Source organism: Streptomyces sp. NPDC085932 (assembly GCF_044540525.1).
Lineage (GTDB): Bacteria > Actinomycetota > Actinomycetes > Streptomycetales > Streptomycetaceae > Streptomyces > Streptomyces levis.
Genome location: NZ_JBITSJ010000002.1, coordinates 837,836 through 858,056 on the forward strand (window position 1 = coordinate 837,836; position 20,221 = coordinate 858,056).

General features: G+C 74.3%; 20 protein-coding genes. 8 read left to right on the forward strand and 12 right to left on the reverse strand.

Features of this window, described 5'->3' with window-relative positions; genetic code table 11:
• Positions 1-28: 28 nt before the first annotated feature.
• From ACIGAQ_RS12945 to ACIGAQ_RS12975, 7 genes are all read right to left on the reverse strand, one after another.
• Positions 29-322, reverse strand: coding sequence for a hypothetical protein (locus tag ACIGAQ_RS12945; protein WP_311684932.1), 294 nt, complete (start codon positions 320-322; stop codon positions 29-31).
• Positions 323-368: 46 nt separating this feature from the next.
• Positions 369-1,379 (reverse strand): LLM class F420-dependent oxidoreductase, encoded by a 1,011-nt coding sequence (locus tag ACIGAQ_RS12950; RefSeq protein WP_399782054.1) that lies wholly within the window; start codon positions 1,377-1,379, stop codon positions 369-371.
• A gap of 97 nt (positions 1,380-1,476) precedes the next feature.
• The gene (locus tag ACIGAQ_RS12955; RefSeq protein ID WP_399782057.1) at positions 1,477-2,277 is read right to left on the reverse strand and encodes a hypothetical protein; all 801 of its coding nucleotides are present in this window, start codon (positions 2,275-2,277) and stop codon (positions 1,477-1,479) included.
• Positions 2,278-2,434: 157 nt separating this feature from the next.
• Complete coding sequence (locus tag ACIGAQ_RS12960; RefSeq protein WP_399782059.1) at positions 2,435-3,382, reverse strand: N-acetylmuramoyl-L-alanine amidase; 948 nt, start codon at positions 3,380-3,382, stop codon at positions 2,435-2,437.
• A gap of 229 nt (positions 3,383-3,611) precedes the next feature.
• Positions 3,612-3,899 (reverse strand): hypothetical protein, encoded by a 288-nt coding sequence (locus tag ACIGAQ_RS12965; protein ID WP_399782061.1) that lies wholly within the window; start codon positions 3,897-3,899, stop codon positions 3,612-3,614.
• A 107-nt stretch (positions 3,900-4,006) separates the two neighbouring features.
• The gene (locus ACIGAQ_RS12970) at positions 4,007-4,657 is read right to left on the reverse strand and encodes a class I SAM-dependent methyltransferase (RefSeq protein WP_362274189.1); all 651 of its coding nucleotides are present in this window, start codon (positions 4,655-4,657) and stop codon (positions 4,007-4,009) included.
• A gap of 88 nt (positions 4,658-4,745) precedes the next feature.
• Positions 4,746-6,482 (reverse strand): MFS transporter, encoded by a 1,737-nt coding sequence (locus ACIGAQ_RS12975; RefSeq protein WP_311684920.1) that lies wholly within the window; start codon positions 6,480-6,482, stop codon positions 4,746-4,748.
• 189 nt (positions 6,483-6,671) lie between these two features.
• On the opposite strand from ACIGAQ_RS12975, the gene ACIGAQ_RS12980 reads away from it, so the two are divergent.
• Positions 6,672-8,105 carry an MFS transporter gene (locus ACIGAQ_RS12980; RefSeq protein WP_399782066.1) on the forward strand — a complete coding sequence of 478 codons (1,434 nt, stop codon included), beginning with the start codon at positions 6,672-6,674 and terminating at the stop codon, positions 8,103-8,105.
• Between the two features lie 241 nt (positions 8,106-8,346).
• Positions 8,347-9,102, forward strand: a complete 756-nt coding sequence (locus ACIGAQ_RS12985; protein ID WP_399782069.1) for a class I SAM-dependent methyltransferase — start codon at positions 8,347-8,349, stop codon at positions 9,100-9,102.
• A 4-nt stretch (positions 9,103-9,106) separates the two neighbouring features.
• Here the strand turns inward: ACIGAQ_RS12985 and ACIGAQ_RS12990 are convergent, their stop codons facing one another.
• Positions 9,107-10,339 (reverse strand): polysaccharide pyruvyl transferase family protein, encoded by a 1,233-nt coding sequence (locus tag ACIGAQ_RS12990; RefSeq protein WP_399782072.1) that lies wholly within the window; start codon positions 10,337-10,339, stop codon positions 9,107-9,109.
• Between the two features lie 304 nt (positions 10,340-10,643).
• On the opposite strand from ACIGAQ_RS12990, the gene ACIGAQ_RS12995 reads away from it, so the two are divergent.
• The 3 genes from ACIGAQ_RS12995 to ACIGAQ_RS13005 are packed head-to-tail and all read left to right on the forward strand — an operon-like array spanning position 10,644 to position 13,562.
• Positions 10,644-11,501 (forward strand): MaoC/PaaZ C-terminal domain-containing protein, encoded by an 858-nt coding sequence (locus ACIGAQ_RS12995; RefSeq protein WP_399782075.1) that lies wholly within the window; start codon positions 10,644-10,646, stop codon positions 11,499-11,501.
• A gap of 31 nt (positions 11,502-11,532) precedes the next feature.
• Entirely contained in the window at positions 11,533-12,609 is a 1,077-nt protein-coding gene (locus ACIGAQ_RS13000; RefSeq protein ID WP_399782078.1) for a Zn-dependent alcohol dehydrogenase, read from the forward strand.
• Positions 12,610-12,620: 11 nt separating this feature from the next.
• Complete coding sequence (locus ACIGAQ_RS13005) at positions 12,621-13,562, forward strand: 3-oxoacyl-ACP reductase (RefSeq protein ID WP_399783151.1); 942 nt, start codon at positions 12,621-12,623, stop codon at positions 13,560-13,562.
• Positions 13,563-13,636: 74 nt separating this feature from the next.
• Here the strand turns inward: ACIGAQ_RS13005 and ACIGAQ_RS13010 are convergent, their stop codons facing one another.
• Entirely contained in the window at positions 13,637-13,804 is a 168-nt protein-coding gene (locus ACIGAQ_RS13010; protein WP_311684908.1) for a hypothetical protein, read from the reverse strand.
• Positions 13,805-13,900: 96 nt separating this feature from the next.
• The gene (locus ACIGAQ_RS13015) at positions 13,901-15,385 is read right to left on the reverse strand and encodes a hypothetical protein (protein WP_399782081.1); all 1,485 of its coding nucleotides are present in this window, start codon (positions 15,383-15,385) and stop codon (positions 13,901-13,903) included.
• A gap of 199 nt (positions 15,386-15,584) precedes the next feature.
• On the opposite strand from ACIGAQ_RS13015, the gene ACIGAQ_RS13020 reads away from it, so the two are divergent.
• The 3 genes from ACIGAQ_RS13020 to ACIGAQ_RS13030 are packed head-to-tail and all read left to right on the forward strand — an operon-like array spanning position 15,585 to position 18,722.
• Entirely contained in the window at positions 15,585-16,448 is an 864-nt protein-coding gene (locus ACIGAQ_RS13020) for a Nif3-like dinuclear metal center hexameric protein (protein WP_399782085.1), read from the forward strand.
• Positions 16,445-17,188, forward strand: coding sequence for a zinc ribbon domain-containing protein (locus ACIGAQ_RS13025; RefSeq protein ID WP_399783154.1), 744 nt, complete (start codon positions 16,445-16,447; stop codon positions 17,186-17,188). Before ACIGAQ_RS13020 ends, ACIGAQ_RS13025 begins: the two co-directional genes overlap by 4 nt.
• A gap of 19 nt (positions 17,189-17,207) precedes the next feature.
• Complete coding sequence (locus ACIGAQ_RS13030; protein ID WP_362274163.1) at positions 17,208-18,722, forward strand: bifunctional RNase H/acid phosphatase; 1,515 nt, start codon at positions 17,208-17,210, stop codon at positions 18,720-18,722.
• Here the strand turns inward: ACIGAQ_RS13030 and eda are convergent.
• A complete protein-coding gene (gene eda / locus ACIGAQ_RS13035; protein ID WP_399782089.1) occupies positions 18,697-19,368 on the reverse strand; it encodes a bifunctional 4-hydroxy-2-oxoglutarate aldolase/2-dehydro-3-deoxy-phosphogluconate aldolase in 672 nt (223 codons plus the stop codon). The genes ACIGAQ_RS13030 and eda overlap by 26 nt on opposite strands.
• 64 nt (positions 19,369-19,432) lie before the next feature.
• Entirely contained in the window at positions 19,433-20,215 is a 783-nt protein-coding gene (gene yaaA / locus ACIGAQ_RS13040) for a peroxide stress protein YaaA (protein ID WP_399782092.1), read from the reverse strand.
• Between the last annotated feature and the right edge of the window lie 6 nt (positions 20,216-20,221).

Here is a 20,221-nt window from a genome sequence, read left to right on the forward strand (position 1 = left end):
GCCCCTGGGCCGGACACGCCCCAGGGCATCAGTGCCGGTGCACCCGGTTGGCGATGGCGTGGCCCACGAACAGGTACACCACCGCCGCCAGGCCGTACCCGGCGACGACCCTGGCCCAGGCCTCGTCGAACGTGAACAGGTCGTGCGACCAGCCGGCCAGCCAGCGGGCCGCGTCGTGGATGAACTGGACGAAGTCGTTCGCCCGGTTCGCGTCGAGCAGGTACATCACGATCCACAGGCCCAGGATGAGGGCCATGATGTCGGCTACGACCGCGATGATCGTGCCGGCTTGATTCGCGCCGTTGCGATATCGAGGGGACATACCTTCCGGATTGCCCTTGAACTCTGGATGAAACCACGGCATTCGCTCAGGAGTTCAACTCGGCGAGCACCCGCAGTGTCTCCCGGTCCGGTGACAGCACCAGCAGGTCCGTCACCGGCCCCGCGCGCCACGACTCCAGCCGCTCCGCGATGCGTTGGCGCGGGCCGACCAGGGAGATCTCGTCGGCGAAGGCGTCCGGGACCGCCCGGACGGCCTCCTCGCGGCGGCCCTCGGCGAACAGCCGCTGGATCCTGCGCGCCTCCTCCTCGTACCCCATGCGGGCCATCAGGTCGGCGTGGAAGTTCCGGGACGCGTGCCCCATCCCGCCGATGTAGAAGCCGAGCATCGCCTTGACCGGCAGCAGCCCCTCGGCGACGTCGGAGCAGACCCGGGCCTGTGCCATCGGAGCGACCAGGAAGCCCTCGGGGAGTGCGGCCACGGCCGGGCCGTACACCTCGGGCCGGGTCGGCGCCCAGTACAGCGGCAGCCAGCCATCGGCGATCCGGGTGGTCTGCGCGACGTTCTTCGGGCCCTCCGCCCCGAGCAGGATCGGCAGGCCGGCGCGGAGCGGGTGCGTGATGGGTTTCAGTGGCCTGCCGAGGCCGGTGGCGTCCGGGCCCCGGTAGGGATGCGCGTGGAAGCGGCCGGGCAGTTCGACGGGGGCCTCGCGCCGCAGCACCTGCCGCAGGACGGCGACGTACTCGCGGGTCGCGGTGAGCGGCGAGGCGGGGAACGGGCGGCCGTACCAGCCCTCCACCACCTGCGGGCCGGACAGTCCGAGGCCCAGCAGCAGGCGGCCGCCGGAGAGGTGGTCCAGGGTCAGGGCGTGCATCGCGGTGGTGGTCGGCGGCCGGGCCGCCATCTGCGCGACCGCCGTGCCGAGGCGGATGCGGGAGGTGTGCGCGGCGATCCAGGCGAGCGGGGTGAAGGCGTCCGAGCCCCAGGACTCCGCGGTCCAGACGGAGTCGTAGCCGAGCCGCTCCGCCTCCCGCGCGAGGGGCACATGTCCGGGGGAGGGGCCGCGGCCCCAGTAGCCGAGCGCGAGTCCGAGCCGCATGCCTGCCTCCTGACGGTGCGTCAGCCGACGGGGCGACGACTGTACGGCAACGGCCCCCCGCCCGGAAGGGCGAGGGGCCGTGCGCGAGATGGTGGGCTCAGCCGCGCTGGATGCCCGAGGTGTCCTGCAGGACACCTCGGCGGCCGTCCTGCGTCTGGGCGACCAGGGCCGCGCCGCGCTGCTCGACGGCCAGGTACCAGGTGCCCGGCGCCAGTTCGGCGATGGGCGTCGGGGAGCCGTCCTCCGCGAACAGCGGACGCGGCACCGGCACCGCGAACCAGAACGGGGAGAAGTCCCCGGCCGGCGCCTGCGGGGCCTGGGCCTGCTGCGGCTGGGGCTGGCCGCCGAACGGCTGCCCGGGCTGCGGCTGGCCGTAGCCACCGGGCTGCTGGGCACCCGGGTAGCCGTAACCGCCCTGCGGCTGGCCGCCGTAGGGCTGCGGAGCGGCGGGGCGCGGAGCCGGGACGAGGGCGCCCTTGAGGGCGGGGACCAGGGGGGTGGCGAGGGCCGCTGCGGCGAGTAGCAGGGCAGCGATCAGGCCGAGGATGAGACCCGAACCGGCGCCGACTTCCGCGCCAGCCAGATTGTCACTGAATGCGCCCAGTGGGTCGATGATGGTCCAGAGTGAGGTCCACGCGGCGAACAGCGCAAGGGCGACGCCGAGCTGGCCGAGGTCGAGTCCGATGACCTTGCGCTCCGGAAGAGCGCGGGAAAGGACGATCAGGGCCGCGCCGATGATGCCGCCGACGTACATGCTCATCACCAAGCCGAGGTTGTCCCAGGCGTTAGGGATGTCGCTGCCGGAGCTGTCGTACGTGTCGAGGAACGACGCGATCAACAGCAACACCGCTGCTCCGATCACCACGCCGTCGCCCCGAGTGAGGGAGCGGATATTCACTTCAGGTCCTTCGTAGGTCGTCTCGTCGTCGGTAGAGGCGTCGCTGTCACCATGTCGCCGTCCGGACGCGGTGTGAAGCGCGGGGGTGGCCCCTCATCGTAGGAGGACCCTATCGTCCGCCCCATCAGGGTGTCCGCCGGGATCTGCCGGTCCGCACCTACCCGCGCAGGAAACTCACGATTCCCTCAGAGATCCCTTGCGCCGCCTTCTGTCGCCAGGCGCCGCTGGTGAGCAACGCCGCGTCCTTGCTATCGCGCATGTTGCCGCACTCGATGAACACCTTGGGAACCGTTGACAGATTGAGACCGCCCAGGTCCTTACGCGTGACGAGGCCGGTGCCGTCGCCGATGTAGTTGGAGGGCGCGCTGCCCGTCACGGCCACGAAGCGGCCCGCCACGCGCTCGCCGAGGTCCCGGGACGGGGCGACGATCGCCCGGGTGTCCGCGGCGCCCGCCCGGACCGAGCCGGGCAGGATGACGTGGAAGCCGCGGTTGCCGGCGCCCGAGCCGTCCGCGTGGACCGACACCACCGCGTCGGCCTTCGCCTCGTTGCCGATCCGGGCCCGCTCGTCCACGCACGGGCCGAACGGCCGGTCGGCGTCCTGTGTCAGCTTCACCGTGGCGCCCTGCTCCTCCAGGAGCGCGCGCATCCGGTGCGCCACGTCCAGGGTGAACTTCGCCTCGGTGTACCCGTCGTCGGTGGAGGTGCCGGTGGTGTCGCACTCCTTGCGGTTCGTGCCGATGTCCACCTGGCGGTTGATCTCGCCGGTGTGCCGGAAGTTGCCCGGGTTGTGCCCCGGGTCGATGACGACGACCTTGCCCTTGAGCGGGCCGGAGGCGGCGGGCGCGGAGCTGCGGGAGTCCGTGGGTGCCGGTGGGGTTTCCGGGCGCTTGCCGTCCTCGGTGGGGGAGACGGGCGCGGCGCTCGCGGACGCCCGCGCGCTCGCCCCGCCGGTACCGCCGCCGTCCCCCGAGCCGCCGGCCGTCTCGTAGACCAGCCAGCCGAGCAGCGCCCCCGGCACGAGCGCGGCGAGCGCCACGGTCATGAGGCCGCGACGGCTGCGGCGGGGCTGGGGAGGTTCGAAGTCCGGGCCTGCGTACGACACGTCTGCCACCCTAGCGGCCGTCACCGGGGCCGGCGGCCCGAGGCGCCCCGACGGGGGTGGCGTCGACGGGGCGCCCGAGGTGCCCCGACGGGGGTGGCGTCGACGGGGCGCCCGAGGTGCCGCGTCGGGTGTGCGGCCGGCGGGGCGTGCGAGGTGCCCTGACGGACGGTACGGCCGGCGGGGCGCCGGCCGCGGTGGAACGGGCCCGGGCGGGCCGCGCGCCCGCCGGTCAGGACGGGGCCCCGCCCGCCTCCCCGTGCCGTACCGCCTCCTTCACCCGGGCCTCCACCTCCTGGCGCGGGGTCTGTTCCTGCTTGGCGTACGCCGTCACCGCCGCCTGGACGTCCCGGGCGAGGTCGCGCCAGGCGCGCCAGGCGGTCTCCCACGTGGTGGTCTGCTGGTCGCTCCACTTGGTCTGGGTGGGCGGCCCGTAGGCGTCCTGCAGATGACGCACGCGGGCGTACGCCTCGTCCGCCGCGCGCTGCTTCTCCACGAGCTCTGCGAAGGTGTGTGCCACGCGCCCGGATCCTTGGGCAGCGGCACGCGCCCGCCGACGCGCCACGCCGCCCGTGGGCCGACCGGGCGGGGGCGGACGGGGCGCAGTTCACCCGCCCAGCCGTTCCCTCAGACGCCCGGCCCCGTGCGCCGCAGCACCCGCAGCGAGTCCGTCGCCGAGACCTCCGCGAAGGCGCCCGAGGCGAGCGCCCGGAGGTAGACGCGGTACGGGGCCTGGCCCGTGAACTCGTCCTGCGGGTCCGGGAAGACGTCGTGGATGAGGAGCAGCCCGCCTTCGGCGACGTGCGGGGCCCAGCCCTCGTAGTCGGCGGTGGCGTGCTCGTCGGTGTGACCGCCGTCGATGAAGACGAAGCCGAGCGGCGTGCGCCAGAACGCGGCGATCTGCGGGGAGCGGCCGACCAGGGCCACCACGTGGTCCTCCAGGCCCGCCCGGTACAAGGTGCGGCGGAACGCGGGCAGCGTGTCCATCACGCCGAGCTCGGGGTCGACCGTCTCCGGGTCGTGGTACTCCCAGCCGGGCTGCTGCTCCTCGCTGCCGCGGTGATGGTCCACGGTGAGCGCGCTCACCCCGGCCTCGCGGGCCGCGTCGGCCAGCAGGATCGTGGACCGCCCGCAGTACGTGCCGACCTCCAGCAGCGGCAGCCCCAGCCGCCCGGCCTCCACGGCCGCCGCGTGCACGGCCAGCCCCTCGTGCACGGGCATGAATCCCTTCGCCGCCTCGAACGCGGCCAGGATCTCGGGCTTCGGGGCCGCGGGCATGGGGTTCCTCTCGGTCGTACGACACTCCCGGCGCCCATGCTGCCGTACCCCCTGCCGCGGGACGACAGGGGGTACGGCGGGCGGCGGGTCAGGCGGAGACCGTCTCCCCGGGCAGCGACAGATCCAGGTCGACCGGCCGGTCGCCGGCGTGGGTCGCGGACGAGGCGAGGGGACCGTGGCCGGTGGCGCGTGCGGCCACGACGTAGGAGCCCTGCGCGGGGACGGCGAGCGCGTAGCTGCCGTCGGCGGCGGACAGGGTGGCCCCGGCCTGCCGGCCGCGGCGGTCGATCAGGGTGACGTTGGCGCGGGCGACCGGGGAGCCGTCGGCGGCCAGCACCCGGCCCCGGAAGCCGCGCAGCACCTGCTCGGCCCGCTCCAGCGCGGCGTCCTCCTCGCTGCTGGCGCGCAGCTGCGGCCTGCCCGAGGGGCGGCGGCCCGGCAGGAACAGCGCCAGCAGCAGGCCCACGGCGACGGCGCCGGTCGCGATGAGGAAGGAGACCCGGAAGCCGTGCATGGTCGGGATCTCGACGCCGCCGACGGTGTTCGCGGTGTTCGCCAGCACCATGCCGATCACGGCGCTCGACACCGAGGTGCCGATGGAACGCATCAGCGTGTTGAGGCCGTTGGCCGCGCCGGTCTCCGACGCCGGGACCGCGCCCACGATCAGCGCGGGCAGCGAGGAGTAGGCGAGGCCGATGCCCGCGCCGAGCAGGACCGAGATGACCAGGCTCTGCCAGGCGGCACTCATCAGGCCGAGGCCGGCGCCGTAGCCGATCGCGATGATCAGCAGGCCGAGGATCAGGGTGACCTTGGGACCGTACTTCGCGGACAGCCGGGCGTAGACGGGCGCCGTGAACATCATCGTCAGGCCGAGCGGTGCCACGAGCAGGCCCGCGACGACCATCGACTGGCCGAGGCCGTAACCGGTGGACGTCGGCAGCTGGAGCAGCTGGGGCAGGACCAGGGAGACGACGTAGAACGAGACGCCGACCATGATCGAGGCGAGGTTGGTGAAGAGCACGGCCGGGCGGGCCGTGGTGCGCAGGTCGACCAGCGGGGCCTTGACGCGCAGTTCCATCACGCCCCACAGCACGAGCACGACCGCCGACGCGGCGAACAGGCCGAGCGTGGTGCCGGAGGCCCAGCCCCAGTCGCTGCCCTTGGTGATCGGCAGCAGGAACAGCACGAGCCCGGCGGACAGGCCGAACGCGCCCGGCAGGTCGAAGGAGCCCTCGGCGCGGGTCGGGGACTCCGGCACGACGAGGAGGGTGAGGACGATGGAGAGCACGCCGAGTCCGGCGGCGCCGTAGAACAGGGCGTGCCAGTCGCTGTGCTGGGCGACCAGGGCGGCGGCGGGCAGGGCGAGGCCGCCGCCGACGCCTATGGAGGAGCTCATCAGGGCCATCGCCGAGCCGAGCTTCTCGCGGGGCAGCATGTCGCGCATCAGGCCGATGCCGAGCGGGATGGCGCCCATCGCGAAGCCCTGGAGCGTGCGGCCGGTGATCATGAGCAGCAGGTCGCTGGTGAGCGCGCTGACGAGTGCGCCCACGACCATCACCGCGAGGCTGATGATCAGCAGGCGGCGCTTGCCGTAGAGGTCGCCGAGGCGGCCCATGATCGGGGTGGCCACCGCACCCGAGAGAAGGGTCGAGGTCAGGACCCAGGTGGCGTCGCTGGGGGCGGCGTCCAACAGCTGCGGCAGGTCCTTGATCACCGGGACGAGCAGCGTCTGCATCACCGCGACAACGATGCCCGCGAAGGCGAGCACCGGGACCACGGCCCTGCTCGCGGTGCCGGCGGGACGTGCTGCCGTCGTCTGCGTCATTGAGGGGGGCCTCCGGGCGGGGGGTCGGTGCGTACGGGGTTACGTGGGGTGTGAACTTGTATGCGCAGGCAACTATTCCGTTGCTTTGGCACTCTAACGAAATCTTGACCTTTTCTTGGGACAGGAGGCCGGATCCGCCGTGGCCCTAGGTCGAAATCCCGATGCCAGGAGCGTGAGGTGGTTGAGAGCATGACACCCATGGTCGAAGCCGCCGAGATGACCCGTACGCCCCGCCGCACCTCGCCCCCCACCTGGCTCGTCGTGGCGCTCACCTGCGCCGGGCAGTTCCTCGTCGTCCTGGACGTCTCCGTCGTCAACGTGGCGCTGCCGTCCATGCGCAGCGGGCTCGGACTGAGCGAGCAGGGCCTGCAGTGGGTGGTGAACGCCTACGCGATCGCCTTCGCCGGGTTCATGCTGCTCGGCGGCCGCGCCGGGGACCTCTACGGCCGCAAGCGGATGTTCCTCGTCGGGCTCGGCCTGTTCACGCTGGCCTCGCTCGGCGGCGGGCTGGCCCAGGCCGAGTGGCAACTGCTCCTCGCACGGGCCGTGCAGGGGCTCGGGGCGGCCGTGCTGGCGCCCTCGACGCTGACCATCCTCACCGCCTCCGTGCCCGAGGGCGCTGCGCGGGCCCGGGCCATAGGGACCTGGACGGCGGTCGGGGCGGGCGGGGGCGCGGCCGGCGGTCTGGTCGGCGGGCTGCTGATCGAGACGCTGTCCTGGCGATGGGTGCTGCTGATCAACGTGCCCGTCGGTGCCGTGGTGCTGTGCGCCGCCGCCTGGTTCCTCACCGAGGGCCGGGCCGGGGACGGGCGGCGCCTGGACCTGCCCGGCGCCGTGTTCGTCACGGCCGGGCTCGCCACCCTCGCCTACGGCATCTCCCAGACGGAGGCGGAGGGCTGGACGGCACGGGCCACGCTGCTGCCGCTGCTCGCCGGACTGGTGCTGATCGGGCTGTTCCTCGTCGTCGAGGCCCGCACCGCGAGTCCGCTGATGCCGCTCGGCCTGCTGCGCCTGCGCGCGGTCTCCTCGTCCAACGTCGCCATGTTCCTGTGCGGTTCCGCGATGTTCTGCATGTGGTTCTTCATGACGCTCTACGCGCAGAACGTCCTCGGCTACTCTCCGCTGGAGACCGGGCTCGCCCTGGTCCCCAGCTCCCTCGCCGTCATCCTCGGCTCCAAGCTGGCGCCCCGGCTGATGCGGCCGGTCGGCCCGCGCAACGTGGCGGTGCTCGGCACGCTGATCGCGGTCGTGGGATTCGCCTGGCAGTCCGCGATGACCCCCGACGGGGCGTACGCGACCGCCATCCTCTTCCCCGGCGTGCTGATGATGCTCGGCGCGGGCCTGGCGGCGACCCCGCTCGCCTCCCTGGCCACGTCCGGCGCGCCCCCCGAGGAGGCCGGACTGGTCTCCGGCCTCGTCAACACCTCCCGCACGATGGGCGGTTCCCTCGGCCTGGCCGTCCTGTCCACCCTGGCGGCGGCCCGCACCGCCGGCAGCACGTCACCCCAGGCACTGACGGAGGGCTACGCGCTCTCCTTCCGGGTGGGCGCCGGGGTCCTGGCGGCCGGCGTGGCACTGATGTGGATCTGGCTGCCACGGGACGCGAAGCCGGAGGAGTCCTAGGCCGCCGCTCGGGACGTCCCGGGAAGAAAGAGCCCGTCGCGTGGTCCGGAACAGCCCCACGGCGGCCCCTGGGCGGTGCGCCGCACGCCTTTCGCGGCAGGGGCAGGGTGTCCCGTCGCAGGGGCGGGCCCCGGGTGCGCGGTGGGGCCGTCGCACGCCTTCCGCTCGACCCCGAAACGGGTGCTGACCTGGTCTTTCGTCAGGCCCTCGCCTAGGGTCGGCAGTCGCGGAAGGGGGCCGGATGGACCGGAACATGCGCACTGTCGACGACGTACTCGCCCTGCTCGACGGGTTGTTCGCGCCCGAGGCCGACCGGTGGTCGCAGCGGGGGGCCGACTGGTGGGACGGGTTCTACGCCGAGCGGTCCCGGCCGGTGCCGTTCTTCGTGGCGAAGCCGGACGAGAACCTGGTGCGTCATGTGGAGGACGGGCCGGCCGTCCCGGGGCGCGCGCTCGACCTCGGCTGCGGTCCGGGCCGCAACGCGCTCTACCTGGCGGCCCGGGGCTTCGAGGTCGACGCGGTCGACCTCTCCCCGGCGGCCCTGGACTGGGCCCGGGACCGGGCGCGCGAGACCGGGGTGGAGAGCGTGCGGTTCCATCGCGGGGACGCCTTCGCCCTCGCCGGAGCGGAACTGACCGGCCCCTACGACCTCGTCTACGACTCCGGCTGTTTCCACCACCTCCCCCCGCACCGGCGGATCAGCTACCTGGCCCTGCTGGAACAACTCCTCGCTCCCGGGGGCCTGTTCGGCCTCACGTGCTTCGCCGCAGGGCCGGGCGGCATGGGCTCGGAGGTGCCCGACGCGGACTTCTACCGTGAGGGAGCCGGACTGCGCGGCGGCCTCGCCTACACGCCCGAGGCGCTGCGCGAGATCTTCTCCGGCCTGAGCACGCTCGAACTGCGGCGGATGCGCGACGAGCCGGAGGAGTCGGACCGCTTCGGCGAGTCCTTCCTGTGGACCGCCCTGTTCCGGCGCGAGCCGGCCCCGGCCCGGTAGCCGGTCAGGCGCTCCGGGGCGGGCGAGCCGTGGCGAGCAGGGCGGTCAGGGTCTCGGTGAAGGCCGCTGCCGAGTGGTCGGCGTGCGCGCGGATGCGCGCGGCGACGGCCGCGGCCCCACCGCCCTCGAGCAGCCGCACGAGCCGGTCCAGGTCCCGGTCGCGGCCCTGCTGTCCTTCCCGGCCTTCCTGGGTGGACAGGTAGAAGTCCGTCGCGTCGTACGCCATGTGGAAGACGTGCTTCTTCACGTCGCTCAGCGTCAGGTAGTCGTCGTGCGTCTTGGGCGTCGGCTCGGGCGCCCCGACGCACACCGCCGGGGTGCCGGCCCCCCATGCGTTGACCGCCAGGTGGTAGGTGTCGGTGATGACCATCCGGTAGCGCGACAGCACCGCGAACAGGTCGCCGATGGTGTGGTCGCCCGGGCGGGCCGGGATGTGGGCGACCGGGGCGGGGACGTCCCGGTCGAACCAGGGCAGCCACTCCAGCGGGGCGCCCAGCCGGTCGGACAGGGCCTGGCAGTGGGCGGGCAGCCAGTCGGGGACCGGGGTGCGGGCGCCGAGGAAGACGCCGATGGCGCCGCCCCGCGGCACCGACCGCGACCAGGACGTGGTCGGCAGGTGGTCGAGGTCGCCGGGGCGGGACAGCAGCGCCGCGTCCGCGCCGAAGTGGTCGGTCGTGCGGTCCCCGCGCAGGTGCGCGATCTTCGCCGCCGACAGCGGGTCGCGGACCCACACGCGGTGGCTGCGCCGCACCAGGCGGGTGAAGAGCGGCCCGTACTCCTTGTCCTCGTAGTCGGACTGGGAGTTGTGCAGGATGGTGCCGCCGTAGCTGAGGGTCCGGGCGAGGAGTTCGTCGGGCTGGTCCGCGAGGAGCAGGGTCCGGTTCAGCAGGACCCGGGCGGCGTCCCGGTCGGCGGCGATGCCGAAGTCGAGCAGCCGGTTCGTCGCGTCCTGCGCCAGGTAGTGCCGGGTGTGCAGGAAGTCGCCCCAGAAGACGACCGCGTCGTGGTCGCGCAGCGCGTCGAGGTGCTCGGCCAGCGGCTGGAAGACCAGGGGGACGTCGGTGCCGCGCGCGCACGCCCGCAGGGGCACGGTCCCGGGCGTGTGCAGCGTGTACCAGGTGGCGTCGAAGGCACCGCCCGTCCGCCGCCGCAGGGACTCGAACGCCAAGTCGACGCTCAGCATGCCGGTGTTGCGGTACCCGATGTTCGGCGCGGTGATGACGGCGACGCGTGCCATGTGCTCCGTTTCCCCTGGTGGTCGCGGCTGTTCACGGCCGGTCGCCCAGCCGTTGCCGGCGCCGGCGCGGTGCGGCGCGGACCTCCGGTCAACGTACACGCCGGTGCCGTGGCCGGGGCAACCGGCCCGGCGGCACCCCACTCGGATCTGACGCAACGTCAGGAGGCTTCACAAGTGCGGGGGGCTCGGCTATACAGAGGGCGCGGGACTGGAACGCGTTCCAGTTCGGCCCCCAGACGGCCTCGGTGCGGCCGACGGTGCGGACGGCCGTGCCGAGGTCCTTCCCACGGCGATCAGGAGCCCCATGCCCATCGACGCAGCCAAGGCGCTCGCCGCCGAGCCCCGGACCGGCGAGCTCTCCTGGGACGCCAGGGACGTGCAGCTCTACCACCTCGGCATCGGCGCCGGCACCCCCGCCACCGACCCCGACGAGCTGCGCTACACCCTGGAGTCCCGGCTGCACGTCCTGCCCAGCTTCGCCACCGTCGCGGGCGGCGGGAAACCCGGCGTGACCAGCGGACTGTCCATGCCCGGAGTCGACGTCGACCTCGCCCGCGTGCTGCACGGCGGCCAGAGCCTGGTGGTCCACCGGCCCCTGCCCACGACGGGCACCGCGACCGCGACCCACCGGATCGCCGCCGTGTGCGACAAGGGCAAGGCGGCCGTCCTGGTGCTGCGCACCGACGTCGGCGACGCCGAGGGCCCGCTGTGGACCAACGACGCCCAGATCTTCGTCCGCGGCGAGGGCGGCTGGGGCGGCGACCGCGGCCCCTCCACCCGCCCGGAGCCCCCCGCCGGCGACCCGGACCGGACCGTCGAACGCCCCGTCCGCGAGGACCAGGCCCTGCTCTACCGGCTCTCCGGCGACTGGAACCCCCTGCACGCGGACCCCGAGTTCGCCAAGCGTGCCGGGTTCGAGCGGCCCATCCTGCACGGCCTGTGCACCTACGGCATGACGCTCAAGGCCGTCGTCGACACGCTGCTCGGCGGGGACGTCACCCGCATCCGGTCGTACGGCACCCGCTTCGCCGGGGTCGTGTACCCGGGGGAGACGCTGCGGATCCGCATGTGGCACGCGCCGGAGTCCACCCGGGTCGCCGTCACCGCCGTCGAGCGCGACGACGCGCCCGTCCTGGCCGGCACGATCGTCGAACACCCGTGAGTCCACACCGCCGTACGAGGGGAGCCGCACCATGCGCGCAGCCGTACTGCACGAGATCGGCCAGGACAAGCTGGAGGTCCTCGACGACGTCGAGGCGGTGGGCTTCGGACCTGGCAAGGTGCGGATCCGGGTGCGCGCCACGGGGCTGTGCCACTCGGACCTGTCCGCCATGAGCGGCGTGCTGCCGCAGCCCGCGCCGTTCGTGCCCGGGCACGAAGGGGCGGGCGAGATCCTCGAAGTCGGCGAGGGTGTGGGCCATCTGAAGGCCGGTGACCGGGTCGTCGTGTGCTGGCTGCCCGCCTGCGGCTCCTGCCCCGCCTGCGAACGCGGCCAGACCGAGCTGTGCCTGGCGGGGTTCATGAACGCGGGCACCCCCAACTTCAGGCGTCCCGGCGGCGACGTCTTCGGTTTCGCCGGCACCGGCACCTTCGCCGAGGAGGTCGTCGTCGACGCCGGCTGCGCGGTGCCGATCCCCGACGACGTGCCCTTCGACATCGCCGCCCTCATCGGCTGCGGTGTGACGACCGGCCTGGGGGCCGCGCTCAACACCGCCGATCTGGAGGCCGGTGCGTCGGTGGCGGTGATCGGCTGCGGGGGCGTCGGCATCTCGGTGATCCAGGGCGCCCGGCTGCGGGGCGCCGCCGAGATCGTCGCCGTCGACCCGGTCGCCTCCCGGCGCGAGGCGGCCGTCCGCTTCGGCGCCACCCGGGCCGTCGCGCCCGGGGAACTGCCCGAGGCCAAGCAGCAGATCACCGGCGGCGAGGGCTTCGACCACGTCTTCGAGGTCGTCGGCAAGGCCGCCACGGCCCGCACCGCGTACGACACCACCCGGCGCGGCGGCACCCTCGTCGTGGTCGGCGCCGGCGCCATGGACGACGTCCTGCAACTCAACATGTTCGAGTTGTTCTTCGACGAGAAGCGGATCCTGCCGTCCCTGTACGGCGGCGGGGACGTCCTGCGCTCCTACGCGCGCACCATCGCCCTGTGGCGGGCCGGACGGGTCGACCTGGCCGGCCTGATCACCCACCGGGTCCCGTTCACCGAGATCAACGAGGCCCTGGACCAGATGCGGACCGGGACCGCCCTACGCACCTGCATCGAGCTGTGAGGACGGACGCCGTGCCGCTGCCGCTGAGGGGACTGTCCGCGATCGTCACGGGGGCGGGCCGCGGGCTCGGCCGGGCCGAGGCGCTGGAACTCGCCCGGCTGGGCGCCGCGGTCGTCGTCAACGACCTCGGCAGGCCCGGCCGCGACGGCAGCGGCGAGGCATCGGCCGGGCCCGCCGAGGAGGTCGCCGCCGAGATCCGGGCCGCGGGCGGCACCGCCGTCGCCCACACCGGTGACGTCTCCGACTTCGAGCAGGCCCGGGAGCTGATCGGCCTGGCCGTCGCCGCGTACGGCCGACTCGACGTCCTGGTCAACAACGCGGGCATCCTGCGCGACCGGATGGTCTTCTCGATGAGCGAGGAGGAATGGGACTCGGTCGTCCGCGTGCACCTCAAGGGGCACTTCAACACCACCCGCTTCGCCGCCGCCCACTGGCGGGAGCGGTCCAAGCGGGCCGGGCGGCCGGTGTTCGGGCGGATCGTCAACACCTCCTCCGAGGCGTTCCTCGCCGGTTCCGCCGGGCAGCCCAACTACGCGGCGGCCAAGGGCGGGATCGTCGGCCTCACCACCTCCACGGCCCTCGCCCTCGCCAAGTACGGGGTGACCGCCAACGCCATCTGCCCGCGCGCCCGCACCCGGATGACCGAGGACGTCTTCGCGGGCGTCGAACGGCCCGCCGCGGGCGGACCCGACCCGCTCGCCCCCGAGCACGTCGCCCCGCTCGTCGGCTATCTGGCCTCGCCCGCCGCCGCGCACGTGAACGGGCAGCTGCTGGTGGTGCACGGCGGGATGGTCGCCGTCGTCGAACGGCCGCGGGTCGCCGCCGTGTTCGACAGCAAGCAGGACACCTTCACCTACGACGAGCTGGACGCCGTGCTCGGGCCGTACTACGCGGACCGGCCGGCGGGGGAGACGTTCGCGGCGGCGGAGGTGCTGGGGCTGAAACGCGGGTGATCCCCGCTGCGGAGAACGGCCCCTCCCGCCGGGTGGCGGGAGGGGCCGTTCGCCGTCTGGTGACTGACGTGCCGTCAGGCCGCGGACACGGCCTGCTCGGTCTCCGCCACCGGCTTGCGGTGGCGTCCGCGCGGAGCCGTCTCGCTGTCCTGCGTGGAAACCTCGCCACGGTGCCGGCCGTGGCCGGTGGAGGCTTCCTGGACGTCGGCAACAGGCGGCTGGTTCTGGCTGGCGTCGCTCATCGGATGGAATTCACCCCGTCAAATGATCTTTTTTACAGCCGGGTGAGTCTAACCAACGCCCCACAGCCGGAATCCAGGCGGCCACGCCAACCGGCACTAGTTCGTTACAAGGCGTCCCAACGGCGCCTCCTGAAGGGGTACCGGGCGGGCGACCGCGGGCGCCGGAGGCGGGGCGGGCCGGTCGTCGGGCGCTTCCGGAAGCGGGGCTGCCGACCCGGGACCGGAACGCGGGGCCGACGCGGGATCGGGCCGCGAGGACCAGGGGTCCGGGCGCGGGGACCAGGGGTCGGGGAGTGGGGTCGCCGACCCGCGGGCGGGGAGAGGGGCCGTCGGCGCGGGGCCGTGGCGCGGGGTCGCCGACCCGGGGTCGGGGAGAGGGGTCGCCGACGTGGGGTCGGGGAGAGGGTGCGTCGACCCGGGGTCGGGGAGCGGGTGCGTCGACCCGGGGTCGGGGGGTGGGGTCGCCGGCTCGGGGTCGTGGGGCGGTGACGGCGGCGCCGTGCCGGTCTCCGGCCCGGGACGCGACGCCGCGGTGCCGGTATCGGGCAGGGCGGGCGCGGGCGGGCGCACCCGCGCCACCCCGCACGGCACGGCCGCCGTCGCGTACGGCAGCCGCAGCACCCCGTCCGCCGTCCACAGGCCGGTCCCCGTCAACCACCCCGGGGGCGCGGGGAGATGGTGCATCCGCCGCTCGGCCGGCCGCCACACCCCCACCCAGCTGCCCGCGGGCCCGTCGACCCGCAGGGCCACCGCGCAGCTCTCCGGCGTCAGCACCTGCCCCGGCTGGATCGCGAACGGCGTGAGGGAGCAGTCCCGCAGTCGCAGGCACTCCGGGAACCGCACCGGCAGCGTGCTGCCCAGCACACCCCAGCCCAGCCGCCCGTGCCCCGGTGAGGGCGCGTCGGAGCGGACGATCAGCAGGCCGCTGTCGTGATCGGCGAGCAGCAGCCGGTCGTCGCTGTCCGCGGCGATCTGCAGCAGCGGCGACACCTCGCCCCCGCGCTCCAGGTCCACCACGACCGCCTTGGTGCGCCCGCCCGTCTCCCGGTCCAGGGCCAGCAGCCGCCCGGCGCGGTCCAGCCAGACCCCGCCCGAGCCGCGGCCGGGCAGCTCCGCCACCTTCTCGGGCCCGAAGGCGCCGCCCGCCACCAGCCACACCGACGTCGAGCGCGGGCCGACCGCCAGGGCGTACGCCTTCTCCCCGCCGGGCGCGGGCGGCAGCAGCCGGAGCCGGGCGCCGTCGTCCGGGCACTCGACCGCCCCCAGCGGCAGCTCGCCGGTGCCGGGCCCCGTCGGGTACAGCAGCGAGAAGGCGTGCCGTCCGGCCACCCGGCGGTGGATGAGGACCCGCCCGTCGCCCATCGGCTGCACCTCGGTCCCCGGCTCCTCCGGCTGGTTGCGGGGCAGGGGCACCGCGTAGGGCTCGGGGCCGTCGAGGGTCCAGCGCTCCGGGTACCAGGCGTCGCCGGCCGACGCGAGGCGCGCGCCGTACTGGCCGTCCGCGCTGAGCGTGCAGCCGGTTGGCGCGGCGTCGTCCCCGTCCTCGTGCCCCGCCGAAGGCTCGATCGCACAGGCAGTCATCGTTCGGTCACCTCCAGTGACGAACGTAGTTTTCGCACGAACGGGCGGGGAATTCCCTGGCACCCCACTTCACACATAAGGGTGTTCCAGGAACGATTCGCCTGAGGGAAAGGGGGCGTCTGTGCTGAGCGGGGCGAGGGCGGGCGGGCAGGGGCGGCGGCGGTTCAACGCCACAGATCAGGCGGGTAGCCTTGCACCCGTGCCCCGTCTGTCTGAAGTCATCGCCGCGCTGGAGACCCTGTGGCCCGCCGAGCGGGCCGAGTCCTGGGACGCGGTCGGCACCGTCGTGGGCGACCCGGACCAGGAGGTCACGCGCGTGCTGTTCGCCGTCGACCCGGTCCAGGAGATCGTCGACGAGGCGGTGAAGCTGAGCGCCGGCCTGCTCGTCACCCACCATCCGCTCTACCTGCGCGGCACGACGACGGTCGCGGCGACCCACTTCAAGGGCCGCGTCGTCCACACGCTCATCAAGCACGACATCGCGCTGCACGTCGCCCACACCAACGCCGACACCGCCGACCCGGGCGTCTCCGACGCCCTCGCCGGCGCCCTGGACCTCAGGGTCACCGGGCCGCTCGTGCCGGACCCCACCGACCCCGAGGGCCGGCGGGGCCTGGGCCGCGTCTGCGCGCTGGACCACCCGCTGACCGTCCGCGAGCTCGCCGCCCGCGCCGCCGAGCGGCTGCCCGCCACCGCGCAGGGCATCCGCGTCGCCGGCGACCCGGAGGCGCTCGTGCGCACGGTCGCCGTCAGCGGCGGCTCCGGCGACAGCCTCTTCGACCACGTGCGCGCGGCGGGCGTCGACGCCTTCCTCACCGCGGACCTGCGCCACCACCCGGCGGCCGAGTTTCTGGCGGATCGCGCCCACAGCCCCCTCGCGCTGCTCGACGCGGCGCACTGGGCCACCGAGTGGCCCTGGTGCGAGCTGGCCGCGAGCCAGCTCGACGAGATCTCCGACCGGCATGGATGGGACCTGCGGGTCCACGTCTCCAAGACGGTCACCGACCCCTGGACCGCCCACGCGGCCTCGACCACTTCTGACCCCCTGGGAGCCCCGAACTGAACGCCGCGCCCGCCGACCAGATCCGCCTTCTCGACCTCCAGGACCTCGACGTCCGCCTCCAGCAGCTGGCCCACCGGCGGAAGTCGCTGCCCGAGCACGCCGAGATCGAGTCGCTGACCAAGGACCACACGCAGCTGCGCGACCTGCTCGTCGCCGCGCAGACCGAGGAGAGCGACACCGCACGCGAGCAGACCAAGGCCGAGCAGGACGTGGACCAGGTGCGCCAGCGCGCCACCCGCGACCAGCAGCGCCTGGACTCCGGTGCCGTCACCTCCCCCAAGGACCTGGAGAACCTCCAGCGCGAGATCGCCTCGCTCGCCAAGCGGCAGGGCGACCTGGAGGACGTGGTGCTGGAGGTCATGGAGCGCCGGGAGTCCGCGCAGGAGCGGGTGGCCGAGCTGACCGAGCGGGTCTCCTCGGTCCAGGCGAAGGTCGACGACGCGACCGCGCGGCGTGACGCGGCCTTCGAGGAGATCGACGCCGAGGTCGCCACGGTCACCAAGGAGCGCGAGGTCATCGCCGGGTCCATCCCCGACGACCTGCTCAAGCTCTACGACAAGCTGCGCGGGCAGCAGGGCGGCATCGGCGCGGCGAAGCTGTACGCGCGCAGCTGCCAGGGCTGCCGCCAGGAGCTGGCCATCACCGAGCTGAACGAGATCCGCAAGGCGGCGCCCGACACGGTGGTGCGCTGCGAGAACTGCCGCCGCATCCTGGTGCGCACGTCCGAGTCCGGTCTCTAGGCCGCGGGGAGCCGTTCCGGTGCGGGAGTTCATCGTCGAGGCGGACGGCGGGTCGCGGGGCAACCCGGGGCCCGCGGGCTACGGGGCCGTGGTGAGCGACGCGGCGACGGGTCGAACGCTGCGGGAGGCCGCCGAGTACATCGGCGTCGCCACGAACAACGTCGCCGAGTACCGGGGCCTGCTGGCCGGCCTGCGCGCCGCCCACGAGCTGGACCCCGCCGCCACGGTCCGCGTCCGGATGGACTCCAAGCTCGTCGTCGAGCAGATGTCGGGCCGCTGGAAGATCAAGCACCCCGCGATGAAGCCCCTCGCGGCCGAAGCGGCCCGGATCTTCCCGCCCGGGCGGGTGACGTACGAGTGGATCCCGCGCGAGCGGAACAAGCACGCGGACCGGCTGGCCAACGAGGCGATGGACGCCGGGGCGAAGGGAGAGCAGTGGTCGGAGTCGTCTTCGACGGCTGAACTGGACACGGCGGCCGGGGCGACGACGATTTCGCCGGAGCCGCCCGGAGACGCGACGGCCGGGGCGGCGCGGGTGCGGGACGCCCTGGCGGCCGGACGCGCTGCCACGCCGACCACCGGCTCGGGGCCGGACCCCGTGCCGTCCTCCGCGCGCGAGGCGACGGGCCTGGCGGACGGCGAGGGGCGTGAGGCGGCGCTGACCGGGACGGACGCGCGAACCGACCGGCCCGGGGGTGCCGTCCGCCCGGCGGCGGCCGCCGCCGACGCGCGCGCCGCGCGGGCCGTGACGGTCGGCGGCACCGGGACGGCGGACGCCGGCGCCCACGCCGTCGAGGCCGAGGGCTCCGGCGGCGGCCGCACCCCGAAGCCGGGCTCTGCCGCGCAGGCCGACGCCGACGCCCGGGTCACCAAGGTCGTCGCCGCCCCCGGGTGGGCGCCCGCTGACATGGGGGCTCCCGCCACCTTCGTGCTGCTGCGGCACGGGGAGACGCCGTTGACGCCGCAGAAGCGGTTCTCGGGGAGTGGGGGTACCGATCCCTCGCTCTCCGACGTGGGGCGGGAGCAGGCCGAACGCGCGGGGGCCCTGCTGGCCCGGCGCGGGACGATCCAGGCGGTCGTGTCCTCGCCCCTCGCCCGGACCCGGGAGACCGCCGGCATCGTCGCGGCCCGGCTCGGGCTGGACGTGGAGATCGAGGACGGGCTGCGCGAGACCGACTTCGGCGCCTGGGAGGGACTCACCTTCGCCGAGGTGCGCGAACGCCACCCCGACGACCTGAACGCCTGGCTGGCCTCCCCGGACGCCGAACCCACCGGCGGCGGCGAGAGCTTCGCCGCGACCGCCGAGCGGATCGCCGTCACCCGCGACAAGCTGATCGCCGCCCACCGGGGCCGCACGGTCCTGCTCGTCACGCACGTGACCCCGATCAAGACCTTCGTCCGGCTCGCCCTCGGCGCCCCGCCCGAGTCCCTGTTCCGCATGGAGCTGTCGGCCGCGTCCCTGTCGGCCGTGGCGTACTACGCGGACGGCAACGCCAGCGTCCGCCTCTTCAACGACACGTCCCACCTGCGCTGAGCCCCGCCGCCGCCCGGGCCAGCTCCTCGACCCGCCCCCAGTCGCCGCCGGCGACCGCGTCCGGCGGCAGCATCCAGCTGCCGCCCACGCACCCGACGTTGGGCAGCGCCAGATAGTCCGGGGCGGAGTCCGGGCCGATCCCGCCGGTCGGGCAGAACCGCGCCTGCGGCAGCGGCCCCGCCAGCGACCTCAGATACGCCGTACCGCCCGCCGCCTGCGCCGGGAAGAACTTCATCTCCCGCACGCCGCGCTCCAGCAGCGCCACGACCTCGGACGTGGTCGACACCCCCGGCAGGAACGGCACGCCGGACGCCCGCATCGCCTCCAGCAGCCCCTCGGTCCAGCCGGGGCTGACCAGGAACCGGGCCCCCGCCGCCACCGCCTGCGCGACCTGTCCGGGGCTGATCACCGTCCCGGCCCCGACCACCGCCTCCGGGACTTCCCGGGCGATGGCCCGGATCGCGTCGAGGGCCACGGGCGTCCGCAACGTCACCTCGATCGCCGGCAGCCCCCCGGCGACCAGCGCCCGCGCCAGCGGTACGGCGTCGCCGACGTCCCCGACGACGACCACGGGGACGACGGGTGCGAGGTCCAGCACGGAGGCGGGCAGCGCGGAGGAGCCGGAGGAGCCGGAGGACGAGGTCATGAGGCTCATCCTGCCGCCGGGATGCAGAGCTCGCAAAGGGCGTTGCGTGCTCTGCAACGCGCGGTCAGTGGATCTCGTCCACCAGCACGTCCAGCGCCCTCGCCTGCCCGGCCTTCGTCGGCGCCCCGGCCTCGACCACGTAGCCGAGGTCCCGCAGCGCCTCCACCAGATCGGCGGGCGAGCGCGGAGCGGCCCCGTCGGCCAGCAGGCTCCGCACGATCCGCCCCTTGGTCGCCTTGTTGAAGTGGCTGACCACCTTCCGGGTCGGCGCGTGCAGCACCCGCACGGTCGCCGTCCGCTCCGCGACCTCGCCCTTCGGCTTCCACGCGGCGGCGTACGCGGCCGACCGCAGGTCCAGCACCAGCCCGTCCCCGGCCGCCTCGGGAAGCACCGCGGCCATCGGCGTACGCCAGTGCGTGCCCAGCGCCCCGAGCCCCGGCAGCCTCACGCCCATCGAGCACCGGTAGGACGGGATCCGGTCCGTCACCCGCACGGCGCCCCACAGCCCGGAGAACACCAGCAGCGACCGCGCCGCGCGCCGCTTGGCGGCCGGGTCGAGGGTCGCCAGGCCGAGCGCGTCGTACAGCACGCCGGTGTAGATCTCCCCGGCCGGGCGCGCCCCCGCCGTCCGCAGCCCGGCGTTCTTCGCGACCTCGCCCCGCAGTCCCTCGCTCAGGCCCAGCACCTCGCGCGCCTTGTCCTCGTCGCCCGAGCACAGCTCGACCAGCTCGGCCAGGACCGCCTCGCGGGCCCCGGCGAGCCCCGGCAGGGACAGCGACTCCGGCTTCAGCGGCGCACCCCGGCCGGACGAGGCCTTTCCTTCGGACGGCGGCAGCAGGACAAGCACGCGTAC

Bases quoted from the DNA above. Each gene is read 5' to 3' on its own strand.
- ACIGAQ_RS13015 (WP_399782081.1), bottom strand. From the start codon at position 15,385: ATGACTGCCTGTGCGATCGAGCCTTCGGCGGGGCACGAGGACGGGGAC.
- ACIGAQ_RS12995 (WP_399782075.1), top strand. From the start codon at position 10,644: ATGCCCATCGACGCAGCCAAGGCGCTCGCCGCCGAGCCCCGGACCGGC.
- ACIGAQ_RS12985 (WP_399782069.1), top strand. From the start codon at position 8,347: ATGGACCGGAACATGCGCACTGTCGACGACGTACTCGCCCTGCTCGAC.
- ACIGAQ_RS12980 (WP_399782066.1), top strand. From the start codon at position 6,672: ATGACACCCATGGTCGAAGCCGCCGAGATGACCCGTACGCCCCGCCGC.
- ACIGAQ_RS13000 (WP_399782078.1), top strand. From the start codon at position 11,533: ATGCGCGCAGCCGTACTGCACGAGATCGGCCAGGACAAGCTGGAGGTC.
- ACIGAQ_RS12970 (WP_362274189.1), bottom strand. From the start codon at position 4,657: ATGCCCGCGGCCCCGAAGCCCGAGATCCTGGCCGCGTTCGAGGCGGCG.
- ACIGAQ_RS13010 (WP_311684908.1), bottom strand. From the start codon at position 13,804: ATGAGCGACGCCAGCCAGAACCAGCCGCCTGTTGCCGACGTCCAGGAA.
- ACIGAQ_RS12950 (WP_399782054.1), bottom strand. From the start codon at position 1,379: ATGCGGCTCGGACTCGCGCTCGGCTACTGGGGCCGCGGCCCCTCCCCC.
- ACIGAQ_RS12990 (WP_399782072.1), bottom strand. From the start codon at position 10,339: ATGGCACGCGTCGCCGTCATCACCGCGCCGAACATCGGGTACCGCAAC.
- ACIGAQ_RS12945 (WP_311684932.1), bottom strand. From the start codon at position 322: ATGTCCCCTCGATATCGCAACGGCGCGAATCAAGCCGGCACGATCATC.
- ACIGAQ_RS12975 (WP_311684920.1), bottom strand. From the start codon at position 6,482: ATGACGCAGACGACGGCAGCACGTCCCGCCGGCACCGCGAGCAGGGCC.
- eda (WP_399782089.1), bottom strand. From the start codon at position 19,368: ATGACCTCGTCCTCCGGCTCCTCCGGCTCCTCCGCGCTGCCCGCCTCC.